This is a genomic window from Bacteroides sp. AN502(2024) (genome assembly GCF_041227145.1).
Lineage (GTDB): Bacteria > Bacteroidota > Bacteroidia > Bacteroidales > Bacteroidaceae > Bacteroides.
This window is the reverse complement of the sequence record NZ_JBGFSP010000011.1, coordinates 127912-142447: the sequence shown is the minus strand read 5'-3', so window position 1 is coordinate 142447 and position 14536 is coordinate 127912. Positions and strand designations below refer to the sequence as shown.

21 protein-coding genes are annotated in these 14536 nt (G+C 46.5%); 4 read left to right on the top strand and 17 right to left on the bottom strand.

Features of this window, described 5'->3' with window-relative positions:
* Positions 1 to 365: hypothetical protein (locus AB9N12_RS18575; protein ID WP_369893573.1), on the top strand; the 365-nt coding region annotated here is incomplete at its 5' end.
* Between the two features lie 8 nt (positions 366 to 373).
* Here AB9N12_RS18575 and AB9N12_RS18570 read toward each other — a convergent pair.
* The 12 genes from AB9N12_RS18570 to AB9N12_RS18515 form a co-directional block, all read right to left on the bottom strand.
* A complete protein-coding gene (locus tag AB9N12_RS18570) occupies positions 374 to 874 on the bottom strand; it encodes a hypothetical protein (RefSeq protein WP_369893572.1) in 501 nt (166 codons plus the stop codon).
* Between the two features lie 57 nt (positions 875 to 931).
* Positions 932 to 1183 carry a hypothetical protein gene (locus tag AB9N12_RS18565; protein WP_369893571.1) on the bottom strand — a complete coding sequence of 84 codons (252 nt, stop codon included), beginning with the start codon at positions 1181 to 1183 and terminating at the stop codon, positions 932 to 934.
* A 91-nt stretch (positions 1184 to 1274) separates the two neighbouring features.
* Positions 1275 to 1928 carry a DUF3164 family protein gene (locus tag AB9N12_RS18560; protein ID WP_369893448.1) on the bottom strand — a complete coding sequence of 218 codons (654 nt, stop codon included), beginning with the start codon at positions 1926 to 1928 and terminating at the stop codon, positions 1275 to 1277.
* A 33-nt stretch (positions 1929 to 1961) separates the two neighbouring features.
* The gene (locus tag AB9N12_RS18555; protein WP_369893447.1) at positions 1962 to 2132 is read right to left on the bottom strand and encodes a hypothetical protein; all 171 of its coding nucleotides are present in this window, start codon (positions 2130 to 2132) and stop codon (positions 1962 to 1964) included.
* Entirely contained in the window at positions 2129 to 2368 is a 240-nt protein-coding gene (locus tag AB9N12_RS18550; RefSeq protein WP_369893446.1) for a hypothetical protein, read from the bottom strand. Before AB9N12_RS18550 ends, AB9N12_RS18555 begins: the two co-directional genes overlap by 4 nt.
* A gap of 21 nt (positions 2369 to 2389) precedes the next feature.
* Positions 2390 to 2572 carry a hypothetical protein gene (locus tag AB9N12_RS18545; RefSeq protein ID WP_369893445.1) on the bottom strand — a complete coding sequence of 61 codons (183 nt, stop codon included), beginning with the start codon at positions 2570 to 2572 and terminating at the stop codon, positions 2390 to 2392.
* A gap of 33 nt (positions 2573 to 2605) precedes the next feature.
* Positions 2606 to 2842 (bottom strand): hypothetical protein, encoded by a 237-nt coding sequence (locus AB9N12_RS18540; RefSeq protein WP_369893570.1) that lies wholly within the window; start codon positions 2840 to 2842, stop codon positions 2606 to 2608.
* Positions 2842 to 3039: a hypothetical protein gene (locus AB9N12_RS18535; RefSeq protein ID WP_369893443.1), complete on the bottom strand. Its 198-nt coding sequence runs from the start codon at positions 3037 to 3039 to the stop codon at positions 2842 to 2844. The genes AB9N12_RS18540 and AB9N12_RS18535 overlap by 1 nt, the downstream gene beginning before the upstream one ends.
* Positions 3011 to 3424 (bottom strand): hypothetical protein, encoded by a 414-nt coding sequence (locus tag AB9N12_RS18530; RefSeq protein ID WP_369893474.1) that lies wholly within the window; start codon positions 3422 to 3424, stop codon positions 3011 to 3013. Before AB9N12_RS18530 ends, AB9N12_RS18535 begins: the two co-directional genes overlap by 29 nt.
* 75 nt (positions 3425 to 3499) lie before the next feature.
* Positions 3500 to 4138: an ATP-binding protein gene (locus tag AB9N12_RS18525; protein ID WP_369893293.1), complete on the bottom strand. Its 639-nt coding sequence runs from the start codon at positions 4136 to 4138 to the stop codon at positions 3500 to 3502.
* Positions 4139 to 4144: 6 nt separating this feature from the next.
* Positions 4145 to 4759 carry an AAA family ATPase gene (locus AB9N12_RS18520; protein WP_369893442.1) on the bottom strand — a complete coding sequence of 205 codons (615 nt, stop codon included), beginning with the start codon at positions 4757 to 4759 and terminating at the stop codon, positions 4145 to 4147.
* A gap of 245 nt (positions 4760 to 5004) precedes the next feature.
* A complete protein-coding gene (locus tag AB9N12_RS18515; protein WP_369893569.1) occupies positions 5005 to 7008 on the bottom strand; it encodes a hypothetical protein in 2004 nt (667 codons plus the stop codon).
* Between the two features lie 39 nt (positions 7009 to 7047).
* Here AB9N12_RS18515 and AB9N12_RS18510 point away from each other — a divergent pair, with 39 nt between their 5' ends.
* On the top strand, positions 7048 to 7383 hold the full coding sequence (locus tag AB9N12_RS18510; RefSeq protein ID WP_369893440.1) for a hypothetical protein: 336 nt from the start codon (positions 7048 to 7050) through the stop codon (positions 7381 to 7383).
* A 19-nt stretch (positions 7384 to 7402) separates the two neighbouring features.
* Here the strand turns inward: AB9N12_RS18510 and AB9N12_RS18505 are convergent, their stop codons facing one another.
* The gene (locus AB9N12_RS18505; RefSeq protein WP_369893568.1) at positions 7403 to 7762 is read right to left on the bottom strand and encodes a hypothetical protein; all 360 of its coding nucleotides are present in this window, start codon (positions 7760 to 7762) and stop codon (positions 7403 to 7405) included.
* Positions 7763 to 7927: 165 nt separating this feature from the next.
* On the opposite strand from AB9N12_RS18505, the gene AB9N12_RS18500 reads away from it, so the two are divergent.
* Positions 7928 to 8353 (top strand): XRE family transcriptional regulator, encoded by a 426-nt coding sequence (locus AB9N12_RS18500; RefSeq protein ID WP_369893567.1) that lies wholly within the window; start codon positions 7928 to 7930, stop codon positions 8351 to 8353.
* Between the two features lie 875 nt (positions 8354 to 9228).
* On the opposite strand, the gene AB9N12_RS18495 is transcribed toward AB9N12_RS18500, so the two are convergent.
* A complete protein-coding gene (locus tag AB9N12_RS18495; protein ID WP_369893566.1) occupies positions 9229 to 9954 on the bottom strand; it encodes a glycosyltransferase in 726 nt (241 codons plus the stop codon).
* A 63-nt stretch (positions 9955 to 10017) separates the two neighbouring features.
* Between AB9N12_RS18495 and AB9N12_RS18490 the strand changes: the two genes are divergently transcribed.
* On the top strand, positions 10018 to 10152 hold the full coding sequence (locus AB9N12_RS18490; protein ID WP_369893565.1) for a hypothetical protein: 135 nt from the start codon (positions 10018 to 10020) through the stop codon (positions 10150 to 10152).
* Positions 10153 to 10490: 338 nt separating this feature from the next.
* On the opposite strand, the gene AB9N12_RS18485 is transcribed toward AB9N12_RS18490, so the two are convergent.
* From AB9N12_RS18485 to AB9N12_RS18475, 3 genes are all read right to left on the bottom strand, one after another.
* Entirely contained in the window at positions 10491 to 11477 is a 987-nt protein-coding gene (locus tag AB9N12_RS18485) for a glycosyltransferase family 2 protein (RefSeq protein WP_369893564.1), read from the bottom strand.
* Positions 11474 to 12655, bottom strand: a complete 1182-nt coding sequence (locus AB9N12_RS18480; protein WP_369893563.1) for a polysaccharide pyruvyl transferase family protein — start codon at positions 12653 to 12655, stop codon at positions 11474 to 11476. The genes AB9N12_RS18485 and AB9N12_RS18480 overlap by 4 nt, the downstream gene beginning before the upstream one ends.
* Before the next feature lie 107 nt (positions 12656 to 12762).
* Positions 12763 to 14475 carry a thiamine pyrophosphate-binding protein gene (locus tag AB9N12_RS18475; protein ID WP_369893578.1) on the bottom strand — a complete coding sequence of 571 codons (1713 nt, stop codon included), beginning with the start codon at positions 14473 to 14475 and terminating at the stop codon, positions 12763 to 12765.
* Positions 14476 to 14536: the final 61 nt, after the last annotated feature.

The window sequence follows — 14536 nt, the reverse complement described above, 5'->3', positions numbered from 1 at the left end:
GGCCTTTGCCTGCCGTGTTCGTGGAGTTCGAGCCGATAGAGTGGCGGCAGCAGAACAACGGCGCACGACGCGGAGACGTGGCCGTGCGCCTGCATCTGGTGACACGCGCCATCGGCACACACGGGGTTGCCGACCCGAAAATGTCCGATGCGCTGGAATTTCTTGATTTGATAGACCGGATAAACTCCGCCATGCAGGGGTTGCGAGGGGGTAACTTTTCAGGCTTCCAGCTGACCACCTCGGCGACTAATCACGACCACGCGGAACTGATGGAAAGTGTCGAGCGGTACATCACCAGCGCGCAGGACATAACGGCAACACCCAAAAATGTTCAGATAAATTCGGTTAAACTGAGAATAACATAGATTGGAGACTAAAACCTCCTAAATTTCCAGTAGCCGGACGATGTCTTTCTTATACTGTAATGAATTGGGTAAGGAGTATCAGAGATATCTGTATTGGCTCCGTTTCGAACAACACTTTCTGCTGTCACCTCTGGGGAGACTATTTGATATATCGGAAATAAATCCAAATATTCTCCGATAATAGAGTTTATTCGATATACCGGAGTCCCCGTTACCCCCAAATCGGGGTTTGCACCTTTCATAAGGAAATTGATTTCTACAACCAATTGTACGCTATCCGGTAAATTGGCATTTACCCCAACATATTCGTAATATGCAATATGATCGCTGTCTTTATTGCGCTTACGAATCTCTTTGAGCCTGTATTTTCTGGTTCCTTTAGATAACAAATTATCGATCATTACCGGGACGTTCTCTTTATCCGCACATTCAAAATATTCGGCATATTTATCCGCTTTTGAAGGCAATACTGCGGATAGCATTAAAAATAAAATAATAATAAATTTCATGACCTATATATGTTATGTTTTGGGGCAAATATAAAGAATAAAAAGGAAATTCCCGGATTATTCGAGGGAATTTCCTTCTATTTCATTCCATAATGTGAGCTGTTTCGGCTGCTGCACTGGCGGAGGGGTCGGTATGCCTAAATAATTCATGTAGGTGCGATAGCAAATTTTGAACGTCGGGAAAATATGCTGCCGCCATACGGCCTTGTAACATCGCGCCTGATTGCCGCTTTCATAGTAACGCTCGGTAATGGTTCGAACCATCCTTATGCGCTCTATGGTACTTTCGTGGTGTTTTCGTTTCTCCATCTGCTTCCTTTTTATTACCTTTGCAAATGTCCTTTTGCAAAGGCTTTGCGCCGGTTCGCTATATTTTAGCAGATGGAGCTGGCGCGGCTTTTTATTCCACGTCGGTCATGCCGAGCGGAATATTTACCCAAGCACCCTTTTCGTTTTTATATTCAGCACGAATGTATTTCTTTGTTTCGGTGGGCTGGTAGCTTTCCTCGATGATTTGCACGCCCTCGATAAAACGCTCGTTGCCCGTTTCCTCGGCCATCTTACGGAGCTGGAGCACGCGGCTGGCCTTGATGTTCCCGCTTTGGTCACGGGAAAGCAGACGCAGCACGGCATTCACAAGGGCTTTGCTCGTTTCATCTTTGGCAAGGCTTTCAATATATTCCTTGACCATCGAGATGCCGTCCTCCACCGTGTCACGGTAACCGTCGATGGTGTTCACACCGAGGGTAAGACGCAGTTTGCTGTCGCCGGAGGTAAACGTATGGCTGCGCTGGTCGTCTTTCGTCAGTCCCAGAACCTCCGACTTCATTCTCAGAATGGCGTCGAAGTTGCCGAAAACGGTGTTCTTGACCGTCTTAATCTGTTCGCTCAACTCTTGGAGGACGGGTAGTGTGGTACGCAGTTCGTCATCTACCATCGCGGCGTAGTTCTCGCGCTGCCGCTTGCGCTGTGCCGAAGCTTCTTTCTTTTGTTTCTCCGCGCGGTACGCCTCAAATTCTTGGCGTTCTTCCGCTGTCATTGTTACATTTTCCATATTAAACGGATTTTGAAGTTATTAAAAAAGGGATTAAATGCTGTTCATCTGCTCTATTTCACGTTTGGCTGCTGTAAAATCCAGCACGCACAAGCATCCCGCCGCTTTTAACAAAATGCCTGAAAATATCAGAACAAAGGCGACCAACGCAAAAGGCATGGCGACTATCATTCTAATTACCTGTTGATAAGTTGGTTTTCTCATTTTTGATGATTATTTGATGGTTTCCACTCGATTGTTATCACGGCATCGAGTTTACCGCTACCGTTACACACGGGGCAGTCTTTTTTCACACGCTCCCGCAGTTCTTCACTCCAAAAGAAGCCGTTACCGTGACAATACCCGCACGAATGACCGCTGCTGATGATGTCTTCTTTCAGATTGCCACCCCCGACAAATGCAGGAGGTGTTACTTTGATGATGTCGCTTTTTACACTCATACCTGATTTGTTATTAGTTTATTAAAATGGCATCGTATTCCAATAGTTACGCCAATGCCCGAAACAATCACATCGGTTTCCGTCATTTTCTCTACGGACAAAAGCGAGATTGTTTCTATCAATCAATAGCTCATTGTAAGGGTATTGTTTAACTCTGATTTTATAGGCTCGTAGAGCAAGCCAGCGATTCTTTATTTTATTCATGCCTGTTTTGTTATTAGTTATACACAGATACTTTTAAACTCCGATTGAGAAATCTTTCCCTTTCTCTTCGATTACTCTAAAGAAAGCAGTAGCCGGACAAACATCTGCATCTGTCGTTGTAAGACAAACGCCATCAGAAGGGAAGTATTCACAACCTATATCATTGTCCCAATCTATATACTTTTGAGCTTCTATCGCTACTTTATCGCAATATTGCCTATATGAGATGTACGAACTTCCGACTTCGTTTATCAATCTCTTTATATTCATTACTGATTTGTTTGAAACATATTATACTGAAAATCATATCCCAATGTCCGCAGCCGTTTTTCCTGTACCGCACTGCGGTTCTTGCTGTCCTCCGGAAGTATGACCACCCGTTGTTCACGGTTGAACAGGTAGCCTTTCTTCCGCATCCAGTAGCGCAGATTGCGCTCCTTACGCATTTGCCTGTCTTTTGTTCCCATGACCTAACAGTGTTTGCATAAACAGGGTGTCGGCAATGTCATTTACCGCCTGTATGTCTTTTACCTTGTTGTTGAACGCGGCCACCAGATTGCGCAACCTTTCACGCGGTATCTTGTTAAAGTCCGTGTGTCCCGTGGCACGGCAGGCAATACCTTTAATCACCGTGGCGTTACTCTCTTTGCCCGTGGCTTTCAGATAGCCGCCGATGGCGGCCATTACACGCTTGCGCAGTTTGTCCATTTCACCCGCGCCCGTCTTTTCATTCACCTGTGCCGAAAGCTGACCGCACACGTTTATCAAATCGTGGGTATCCATGTCGCGGCTGCTTTCCACACCGTAGCTTTCCACAATGGCGCGTTTCTCCGCGTCAGTCAGCCCCAACACGCTGCAAAGGGTGTGGAACTTCTTCAAAATATCCCTGTGGATTTCATCCATCGTTTTGTTTTCTGTCATATCATTTTACATTTTATCAATCCAATACTCCTGTGCGCCTGCTTCCCATATCACGAAGTCCGCGCCGCCCTCACCGAGGTCGGCAACCTCGTAACGGGTAGTGACGAATGCCTTGTAACCCTCCACACGTATTTTTATCTCACTGTCATAGCGGATGTTCTGTGCCATCGTGCCTTTGGGCTGGCCTGCCTTTTCATGGCTAATGAAAATAAACAGTTTGCCGGGGAACTCGTCACGCAAAGTCTGGTACTGATCCATATTGAAGCGTCTTAAATAATGTACGCTGTCAATCACAATCACGTCAGGGCTTTGTTTCTTCTTCAAACGGGTGCGCAATTCTTTCAGCTGTTCTTTATTCAGCAGTATAATGCGGTTGCCGACTTCCGCCATGCCCACGCGCTCCCATGCTTTTTGCAATGACAGGCTTAAACCCTGCTCCAGACTGTTATATGCCACGCGACGAAAGCGGGTAAGGTACTTGCAGACCTGCATCACAAAGGTGGTTTTACCTGAGCCGCTGCCGCCGTAGATTATCCATGCGCCACGCAGTTCCGGCCGTCCGAAGCTGGCAAGAAATGCCCCGTCAAAGTCGGCCACCTCAAATTTTGCCGTCAGTACGTTTTTATTGCTTATCGCCCGTCCCATAGCTATTTATTTATCCTCCTTTTGCAAAGCCCAAATAGCGCGTTTTACACGACGCAAATCACATTCGCAGTCCTCCACTATGCGGTTGATGGCGTTCGTGGCTGTAATGCCGTTTGCTACGCAAATGGCGGCTACATCCTCGCTGTTCACCACCTGCAACTCCACGAACTTGCGTCCCATGCGGCTGTAAATTTCCTCGTACCCCTTGCGTTTGGTGCGCAGCCCTTTTTTAATGCGCTTCTCCAGAAAATTGGTGGCGCAAAGGATGATTCCACAGTGTCCCTCCAGCTGGTTGTAAAGGCTGATAAAGAAATAAAGCACCTGATCCGAAAGTTTGTCGGCCTCGTCAAGCACCACAAGCGGATTTTCCTTGCGTTTGAGCGTGTCGATGATGTCGTCCATCATATCCGACACCGTGCTGCCCGTGAAGTCCACACCCATACATTGCAGCAGCTTGCCCATGAACGTGCGGCGGTTCCAATACTCGGAGCAGCAGAGGTGGTAAACGTGGCGGTGCGCGGCGGCGTAGTTCTTTATGGCTTCCGTCTTACCGCATCCGGCATCACCCGTAACGGCCAATACAAGGCTGTCCTCGCGGGCATTGTCAAGCAGGAAGCCCATGCGGCTGTACGCGCGTGTTTCAGCAATGCGCCACGCTTTTGCCTCGTGTCCCGTCTGGGCGGCTATCGTGCGCCACATTTCCTCGCTGATGGTGTCCCAATCTCCTGCCAGCACCTTGCTGACAGTGGCCGCGCTTACGCCGTTCATGCTGTTGGCCGCCTTGTTTTGGCTGCCTTTCTGCGCGCAGTAGTCTTTAAGACGTGCGGCAATCTGTTGTTTTTCGTCCTTTTGCATCTTATTTCGTTTTAGAAAATTGAATAATCGTCTTTATCTGTCGAGGGTGCGCCCTGCGGTATAATGGGAACTTCCACCGTCTTAACTTCTATCGCCTCCACATCAACAGCTTTCAGACGTTTCTGCGCTTTCGGCAGTTTATGCTGGCCGCGGCTGTCACATAACAGTAGGCGGTTTAACGTATTATCCTCACGCATGTACGTATCGGCCTTTTCATAAGCGGCATTCAGGTTCTCCAGAACGTACCCCTCCAGCCGTTCGTTAAAATCAAACACCTTTTGAAGTTCCGCGGCATCACCCGTCTTTCGGTCGGCAAGTGCCATCGGCTGCACGTATTTTTCTGTCAGCATGAAACGCAGCGTGCCGTCTTCATTCACAGCCAGAACCTCATGCAGGTTGTCAGGATCGTACTTGACCGTCCAGCGTGTTCCCGTGTGTTCCCTGAAACGGATGTCAAAACAGTCATAGTCGCGCTTCATACCCAGAAGCGTGGGGCGCAGGCCGCTGCCCTCGATGGCGTTCTTGAAGCCTGTCGCCGCGCCGAAGCTGTACAGATACGCCTCACGGTTCAAAGGCAGGCGGCGTTCCGTCGGCAGGTTCTCCATCAATGCGCGGAACTGCGCTATTTTTAAGGCGCGTTCAGCCTGTATCATTTCCTCTATCTGGCGGCGGACGCCTGCCTCGTCGGGGAAACTGTGCCGAAGCCTGTTCAGGGCTTCCGCATTGGGCTGGCGTTTCGGGTTCGTCGTCACGCCGTAGCCGCTCCAGTTGTTCCACTTGTTACAGTAGGTTTCATTCAGGTAGTCGAAATACGGTTCTATTACCTTTGACTTGGCGTTCTTCACGCGGGCGGGGGTCAGCAATTTGCCCATCACGCCATAAACAGGCGTCATGGCCTTAATGGCATAGTGGTCGCATTGTATCTGGTTTGCCCGAAGCATGACCCCGAAAAGCTCCTCGCTGTGCTTGGCTGCATTGCGCAGTGCTTCGGCTATCAAATCGGGGGTCTCGTGCGTGCCGATGGCATACCCTATCGGGTAATTTATACACGGGTCAAGCACCACCTCCAACGTCAGACGGTTGTCGTAATTGGCAACGTTGTGTCCCTTGCTGTTCGTCTTGGTCTTTTGATAGAGCAGTTCCACATCCCAACCGTCAAGCGTCCACATCAGGAACGGAGCGGTCGGACGGCTGCGCTTCACTTGCATACTCTTTTCGTTGCGGAAATTCGTAAGACCGCGGCGGCCGACTGAAATTATAAGGTCTTTTTTCTTTCGCCACACACCGACGGCGGAGGGGGTGATCTCTTTCCAGCCGTTCTTGCGGGCTTCACGGTTATAATACCCCGCGATTGTTACGTCGTCAAGGTTGTTATGGTGCGCAAGTATGACCGTTAAAACGCTTTCCTTGTCTTCGTCATCCACCTTTGCGGCGTTGATATTCTGGAATTTCTTGCTGATGAAGCACGCATAACCCTCGTGCAGGTACTCGTTGAACTTGCGTTGCAGGCGGCGATCGCTTTCGGGTAACGAGTGCGGGAAGCGGTCAGCCAGGCGAGGCAGGGCTGCCGCGGCCTTGCGCCAGAACTCCGTCTTGTTCACACGCGGTTTGCTCTGACGCATGCGGTGACTGTTGCTGGTTTCGATACACTGCCGAAAAGCGTTCATGATGGCACAGTTGTTTGAATATTCCGCCTGCTTCTCGGGGGAGAGATGGCGACCATCGGGCAGCACGTAGGCCTCATAAAACCGCATGGCCTGTCCGTCCGGGGTGATTGTATCCATAAAAGGCTTGCTGTCGGCTTTTTCCTGTAAGTCGGGGTTGCGGCGGTAAACCTCCGTGCGGTATTTTAATGGCAGGCTTTCAACGGCAAACAGCGCGGGTGTACCATAACAGGCACGTTGCACCTGCTTAATCTTCCCCTCTCTTACATAGTAGTTAAGGTTAGATTTCGACATGATGCCTGCCGTTAATTCTGCATGGCTTATACAAAGCGTGTTACCGTAATATTCCATAATTTGCGTATATTTGTAGCGGTTGTTAAAATTACATTTATGGAAGTCAATATTTACTGTCACTTGTCCGCTCCAGCTGTGGAAGAACATAACGTTCGAGAATATTTAGAAGAGTTTCTGTCTGATATATCAGGCATTCTACAAGTTGTGGCTCGGGCTTTCTTGATTGTATGGGAAAAGTCCGATCTTGCACCCGAACCAAACTATTTACAACATTCATTTGATGAAGAAGGCACCCTGACGCTGCCTTTATCCTTTCAATATTCCTGTCTGGAACAGGCATATTTAAGGGTTGAACTAATGAAATCTCTATTCTCAAATCTGGCCTACAAGAAAGGGGTTGAGATTGTTTTCGAGTACCACCTTGACGATTGATCCTGTTTTTGCTCATGGCTTAAAGGTTTTGTGCTTCCGCCTGTATGGCAGGAAACTGGTTTAACATTACGTTTTTGTAGTTCTTCACCGGCTTGCCGTCCTTGATGATGTCCACACGCCCCGTGTTCTTATCGCATTCCAGCATCACACCATTGGGGAAATACTGACGCATATAGCCGTCAACATCGTGCATTGTTTCCATTGCGGGGGAAACAATCATTAGAATACCACCACGTTGCAGGGCGTGAAACTGAATTTTCCGAATGGTGTTAGTGTCCTGCTCGTATTTGAGCGCTTTCCATACCGTAACGTCCGACACTCCGAATGCTTGTGCCAAAAAATGACGATCTTCCTTAGTCACATGAATGTACTTTTTCATTGTTGCTTGTTTATGTTTTACACCTTAAATTCACCATATCACCTTTTTTTCGTATATTTGGGCGCTGGTTAATTTTTTAATCCGTTGCAAAGATAATGCGCATTTGCGCATATAACAAATAAAAATAGAATTATTTTGCGCAAATGCGCTATTTTTTGATTACTTATGAGTATAAATGAACGGTTCGGAAAGATAATACGCACGCTATATGGAGGCAACAAGAGTGCTTTTGCCAGTGCAATTGGAGTAGCTCCGTCTGTTGTTGAAAATATAGTAGGAAAACGACAGGGGAAGCCGTCCTTTGATGTAGTGGAAAAAGTATGCGCAATTGCGGAAGTAAACACTACATGGTTTATAACAGGTAGAGGAGATGCTTTTGATTTCCGCCCCGAAGAGGAGAAAGTGGTCGGTGCTTCACCCAGCACAGGGATTGAAGATAAATTATTCGCAATAATTCAAGAAAAAGACGCAACGATTCGTACTATGTCCGAAGAAATCGGGCAGCTACGTGAGCGCATAGCCCAAATGCAACAGCGTTTTGAAAAAAATGCAACCAATGCGAACACCGATACTATTGCCAATGTCGGCTAATTCGGTACACCAACACACTGTCTACATTCATACTGCCGACATCCCTAAAATGGGGCAAAAAGGATGATGATTAGCTATTTTCTTCATTTTTGGAGAGTAAATCATGCATTAAGCACTTATAATCAATTACTTATACAGATTATAGCCGTTATTTTTCCTATATTCAAAAAGGAATTAAAGGGGTAGATTTTCACGAAAAAGCCGCTTTTTTATAGTCATTTTTGCCATTTGGGGGGAGTATTCCCCTACCGATAACTATACCCAACACTATACCCAACACTATACCCAACACCTATTTTTTAAACGAAACGTACCATTTTACCTCCTACCTACACGAACATTTACTACCTTAATTCTATCATTTCCGAAGGCTCATTTAACAGGCGGTTAAATACCCATTAAACAGTGTTTGTGTTCCATTTGCAACCTCACCTTTCCAATACCGACTCCATGTTAGGAAACGAACAGACATACGGGCAAAAGCCCCATTTAACGCAGTTCTTGCCCATTTGTAAGCATTGCCGCCAAACAAAAGGAAGCGGTCAGAAAGCCTCTAAAAAGCCACCTGACCGCCCATGCGATTAAAGCAAATTAAACCTGAAGCAAAGCCGCATTAAACACCTGCTTAAACACTTTGCTTTCGTCTTAAACCAAAACTAAACCAACTTAAACCTTTTGTACGTTTCGTTTTATAGTACTCTATCCTATTATCCCTACTTATATATTTAATTATCAAATCCTTATATCCTAAAACGAGTATTATGCTTTTGTACGTTTCGTTTTCACGCCCATAATTTGATTTCCTGATAATAATTTTTATAATTCTTTTTATCTCAGTTTTCTTTGTCTCATTTTTTATCTTCATAAATGGAATATTACTCTTCTATCACTTTCACCCACTTATCCGCTACTGTTGCAGGCTCGAATCTATGTGCACTTTCAATGGCTTGACATGCAATTTTCCGACGTAATTCATCATTGTTCATTAATTCAAGCATTCGGCTTGCGTATGTATTGATATCCGTATCCGGAATGATGAAACCATTATATCCGTCTGTTATGATGTCACGGAGTGAACTGTAACTGTCGTATGCCAATGGAACGACACCCATCTGCTGGCTTTCGGTGAGGGTAAGCCCCCACCCCTCACTGCGGCTGGTCATCATAAAAAGAGATGCCCTGCGATAGTAAGGCTCCGGATTTTGACGACCATGAAACGTGACTCGCTGCAGACCGAGTTGACGGACCAAGCGATAATAACGGGCTTCGTCCATACCGTGCCCGACGATATGAAGCGTCCAATCCTTATTTCCCGAACTTTGTTCAATCTGTTGCCAAATACGCAGGATATGGGAAATACGTTTTTGAGTTTCCTCCAGACGGGCAACCACAAGTACAATTTTCTCTTTATGGGGTATCTCTGTCTCAGACAGGAACGCAGAGAAGGACAACATATTGGGAATGAAGCGCAGTTTACTACCATCGGTTATGCGGGCATAATCGAGAAACTGTTGGCGGAAGCCCCTGGAAAGCAGCACCATGCGGTGCGCGCTTTCATAACCACGGTGATATTGGCATGATATGCTTGCGTTATAATGCATTTTAAATAATGGATATGTTATAAGATAAAGTAGCGCCCGACAAGAGGATAACAACCTAGGCGAATGAAGCAATTTGAAGAATATGCTGCGGAACGTTATGAAATGTTCCCCCCATCCTGGCTCGAAGTGATGGACCAATATAAATCTGATGCCCATCCCTTTCAAGCAGTCAGCAAACCTTGGCTGCATGTTGAATGATCCTTGATTGATGATAATCGAAATTTGATGGCTCGTTACAAATCGGTGCAATTGCTTCCGCCAAGCCTTGCCATACCAACGAGGTAGACAAAATGATCCGTCAAGATATTCAAGCTTGTCAATCTTGTCGGGTACCATATATGCGGAATAACATTTGTATCCATATCGACTACGCAGTATGTTGGCTAAAGAAAGTGTTATACGCTCTGTACCTCCCTTGGTAGGCGAAAGCTGATAAGTTGTAAAAAATAAGATGTTCATAGCTATGTGATGCAAATAAAAAATGAGTTGGATGATTCATCCTTTCCGTTTTATCTGCGCCACATGGCTGTATAGACTCAGATACTTGTAAGATAATGTTTTACGGGACTCAGCATAAAAGATAGTATTTTCCGAAAGAATTGAAGCGTACGGAACATTGCCACCGCCATGCGGTAATGGCCACCGAGTGCTGTCACTCCGAAAAGATACGATTCAAGGTTGGGGGTGTCTATGCACACATCTTTGCAAGAAGGAAAGAATGAGTAATATTCATCACGGGTCATCAGGCCGTTTCGTAGCGCATCAAGTTTTGCACGGTGAGCCGCGAGACGGACAAGGTAGCTTTTACCCCCCCCTATTTTGTCAAGCATTTTTACGTATTCCTTTTGCATATTATAAGTCTTTATCGAAATATCTCGTGTTATGCTCTTCGGAGCATAACAATAGTGGTAGTAAGCACGGGTCAAAGAGACCACGCGCTGGGAGTGACGTGCCAATTGGGCGAGAATAAGCACATCTTCGCAATAGTCCACTCCATTGAAAAAACGTAAATTATATTTTTTATATAAATCATGACGCATAAGCTTGTTACAAAGCGAACCGTGAACCCGCCCGTGAATAACATCGTCGATAAGTTGTGAAGTAGTGTTACCCGTAGGTCGCTGGCGGCTCACATATCGGAAACCTCGCTTATTCTCACCGTAAAAGTCGGTTACAACAAGATCTGCACCCGTTTCACGAATGTAGGAAAGCATGTCGGCAAGCATCGCAGGCTCCACAAAGTCATCGGCGTCCGCATGGATGGAATATTCACCCCGTGCATTATCCACCCCCGCCTGACGTGCGGATGCGACACCGCCATTCTCCTTGTGTATCACACAAAAACGCGAATCGCGGTCAGCATATTCATCACAAATCGCTCCTGATCTGTCAGTCGATCCGTCATCAATCAGCCAGACTTCCCAATCCGTGAAAGTCTGCGCCACAAAGCTGTCTAAACAACGTCTCAGGTACTCTTCCGCATTATATACGGGGATAATAATTGAGATCACCGGATTCTTCATATCTTTTTCTTTTTAGATAGTGCATCACGAAGGAACTCCCATGATTTGCTGCGCAACGCAGAGAGTCTCCGTTCTACATCATCCCAGTCGATGGGCTTGTCCATCAATGCTTTAAAGTCGGATCCATCAGCCATGATACGCTCTTGCAAACCAAGACTTCCAAGCAATGATGTGAGACGGGCATTGGCTTTGCTCCTTTTACCCGTAAGAGGTATTGCAACAAATGACCGGTGATAAATAATACTAAATACAATACCATGAAAGGAACTGCTGGCTACGCAACGGGCATCGCGGATGAGGGTGATCCACTCCGGAATAGTGGCCGACAAGCTATCGTTGCCTTCAAACAAGTTACGCCCCTGATAATAACCGGATGAATACACCGTCTTCAGTTTCAGCCCCTTTGATAACCGGTAAGACTCGATTTCACCGGCATGTATTTCTTGTTGTGTGCGTACATTAAGCACATATACGAATATATAATCTTCATTATGCAGCTTCTCCCCTTTTGTCAAAGCCGAATAGGATTGGCTGTCAATAAGGAGGGTGGGATCTATAACCTGCATGATATCCGTGCGACTGGCCCTCTGACATTGTTCCCATCCTGACTGCTCGCGTACACTGACCGCGTCAAGCCTTTGTATCAACCGGGTGAAAAGTTTCTGTTCGCTCGGAAGAATTTCCCGTCCGATACTTGCTGCGTATGAGATACGTAAAACTGATTCTGACCCAAAATCAAGATACCAAGCCCTGTTGTTGGGATTTGAAAGCGTATCAAACCAGACCTGATCGCTACCTGTTATATATGCATCAGCAACAGGAGGGGATTCCCTTAACTCAGATAGGGTTGTATAAATCCTGTCAGACATTGCAATATACTTGTTCCTGAACTTGTCAAATTCCCGCTTGGGATTATTCGCTTTATTGATGGCGGCAAGTTGCTTTTCAATTCTCCATTCAGCTTTTTCTCGTGAACGCCTGCCACTAATAAGATGTTTAAATGTCGAAAGCTGAAATTTATTCATAACATGTTTCCACAATGATGGACATTGCGCTACAAATCTCACAAGATAGGGCTGGTGCCCTTGTCCTCTAAGGTATTGCTGCAACGCCCAGCATTGCAACTGTTGCCCGTAGTTGTCTTTGCTACTCCAGCAAGTTAGTATCCCTATTCTCATTAATTCTTAATTTATTGAGTTACACCCTACTACAAGTTTTTATAAAATATCCTTCAGGTATTCAGACTTATTGATTTACAAAATGTTATCGTTCAGCCTAAATCAGATCATTTATCCAATAAGTTCTTTACAACTCTCACACCACCCTCTCCAAGTATTCCCTTGGCAAAAATTTTGACTTTATGCTTCAATACATAATTTTTAGAACTTCTTATATGGCAAAGGGTATAAAGGGCTACATTCTCATCCTTACTGTCGGTAAACACCTCGAAAAGCATCGGACGATCCGTGACTTCGGGTATGAGCCAACGCTCGGCAGCTGTAAGGTATTCTTGCTTATTTGAGGCAGTAAGGTACTCAAAACCGCAGTTCTCGGCTGCATGGCGCAGGAGTTGCTGCGACTTGTTGCCGAAATGCCCAGCTGCCGCCATATACTTATCGGCATCGTCACCGAAAATCTGGGCAATGTGGTTATAATTGCGGAATTCCGTGCCCTTTCCATTGTTGATCACCATAATCCGGAGATTATTGTTAATAGATGCAGATGCAATCACGTTGATGTCATAGAAGAAAGCGAGATCACCGAAAATGCCGAAATAGAGTTTGTCAGGATGAACGAGCGAAGCCCCCACCAGCGATGATACGCAGCCGTCGATGCCAAATCCTCCGACGTTGACCTGTGATGTCACCCCGTCGGTAAAGGGAAAGAAATTCCAATGTCTCAACGAATTGAGTATTCCGAGCTGAACGTGTGAACCGGCAGGTATGAGATGGGCTGTATGGTGTGCTATCCACCCGTTACTGAAAGGCAGTTCCGGAATTTTGCTTGCTGTAATTTCATATTCTGTACGGCAAGCATCAAGATAGGAGTGGTTGCCTGTGCCTGATGCCGCATAATGGCTGAAGAACTCACGTTCACTCATGTTAAACAGGTGGGTGAGACAATGAAAGAAGTCACGATATGTACCATCTTCCGACACACGCCACACTTCCTTATGAGCCAACCGTCCTGCGGTGTAATCTCCTGTTATCTCACCGATATGAATAAGCAGATCGGGGTACATGAAGGACGAATCATAATTCTCCTGTGCCAATGGCAGAGCAAACTGTATACGATAACGTCCGTAATAGTTGCTTGCAGCATCGCAAAAAACAACAGCATCGTTCGTTGAGCAAAAAGCGTCAATGGTATTGGTGTCTTCATCGGTGAAACGTTTATGGCTTCCCACGAATATGGCTATGCGTCCTTGCGGCAACGGTGGAAACTCCATGCCCCGGTCCACCCTGTGCAGGATGCGTGTGGGTGGCAGATGCCTTACAGAGAAATCACGACTGTAAACGGTTATAAGGTTGACATGAACCGGTCCGCCACCATTGAGAGACAATCTCGACACGGCCTCATTAGCCTGTATCACAGCATGTGCCTCGCCATCGGACGATTCCACCGTATCAATCTGGAATGACTTTACCACCGTGTCAGCTGGAGGTGTTGACCGATCGGTAACCTGTGCCACCAGCTGACCTACACGGCTTAGACGTTGACTGGAAGTCACGACCAGCACGGGCAGGTGTCGGTAATAAGCATCGGTAAGGGCCGGCATATAGTTGCGCGAGGAGGTTGCTCCCGTACAGCTCAGCACTACCGGATGCATAGTTTCGGCAGCAAGTCCAGTAGCCATATATGCGGCACTGCGCTCATCAACACAAGAATAGAGCTCGAAGAACGGATCGTTTTGGATGCTACCAACAAAAGTCACGTTGGTAGCTCCCGGCGATGTCACCACGTGATGGATGTCGTTGGCTTTCATCACAGCTATCAGTATCTGTATATTTCTTTCGGAAGTGTAGGATTTACCCCCCCTATTTTGATTTTTTTTAACA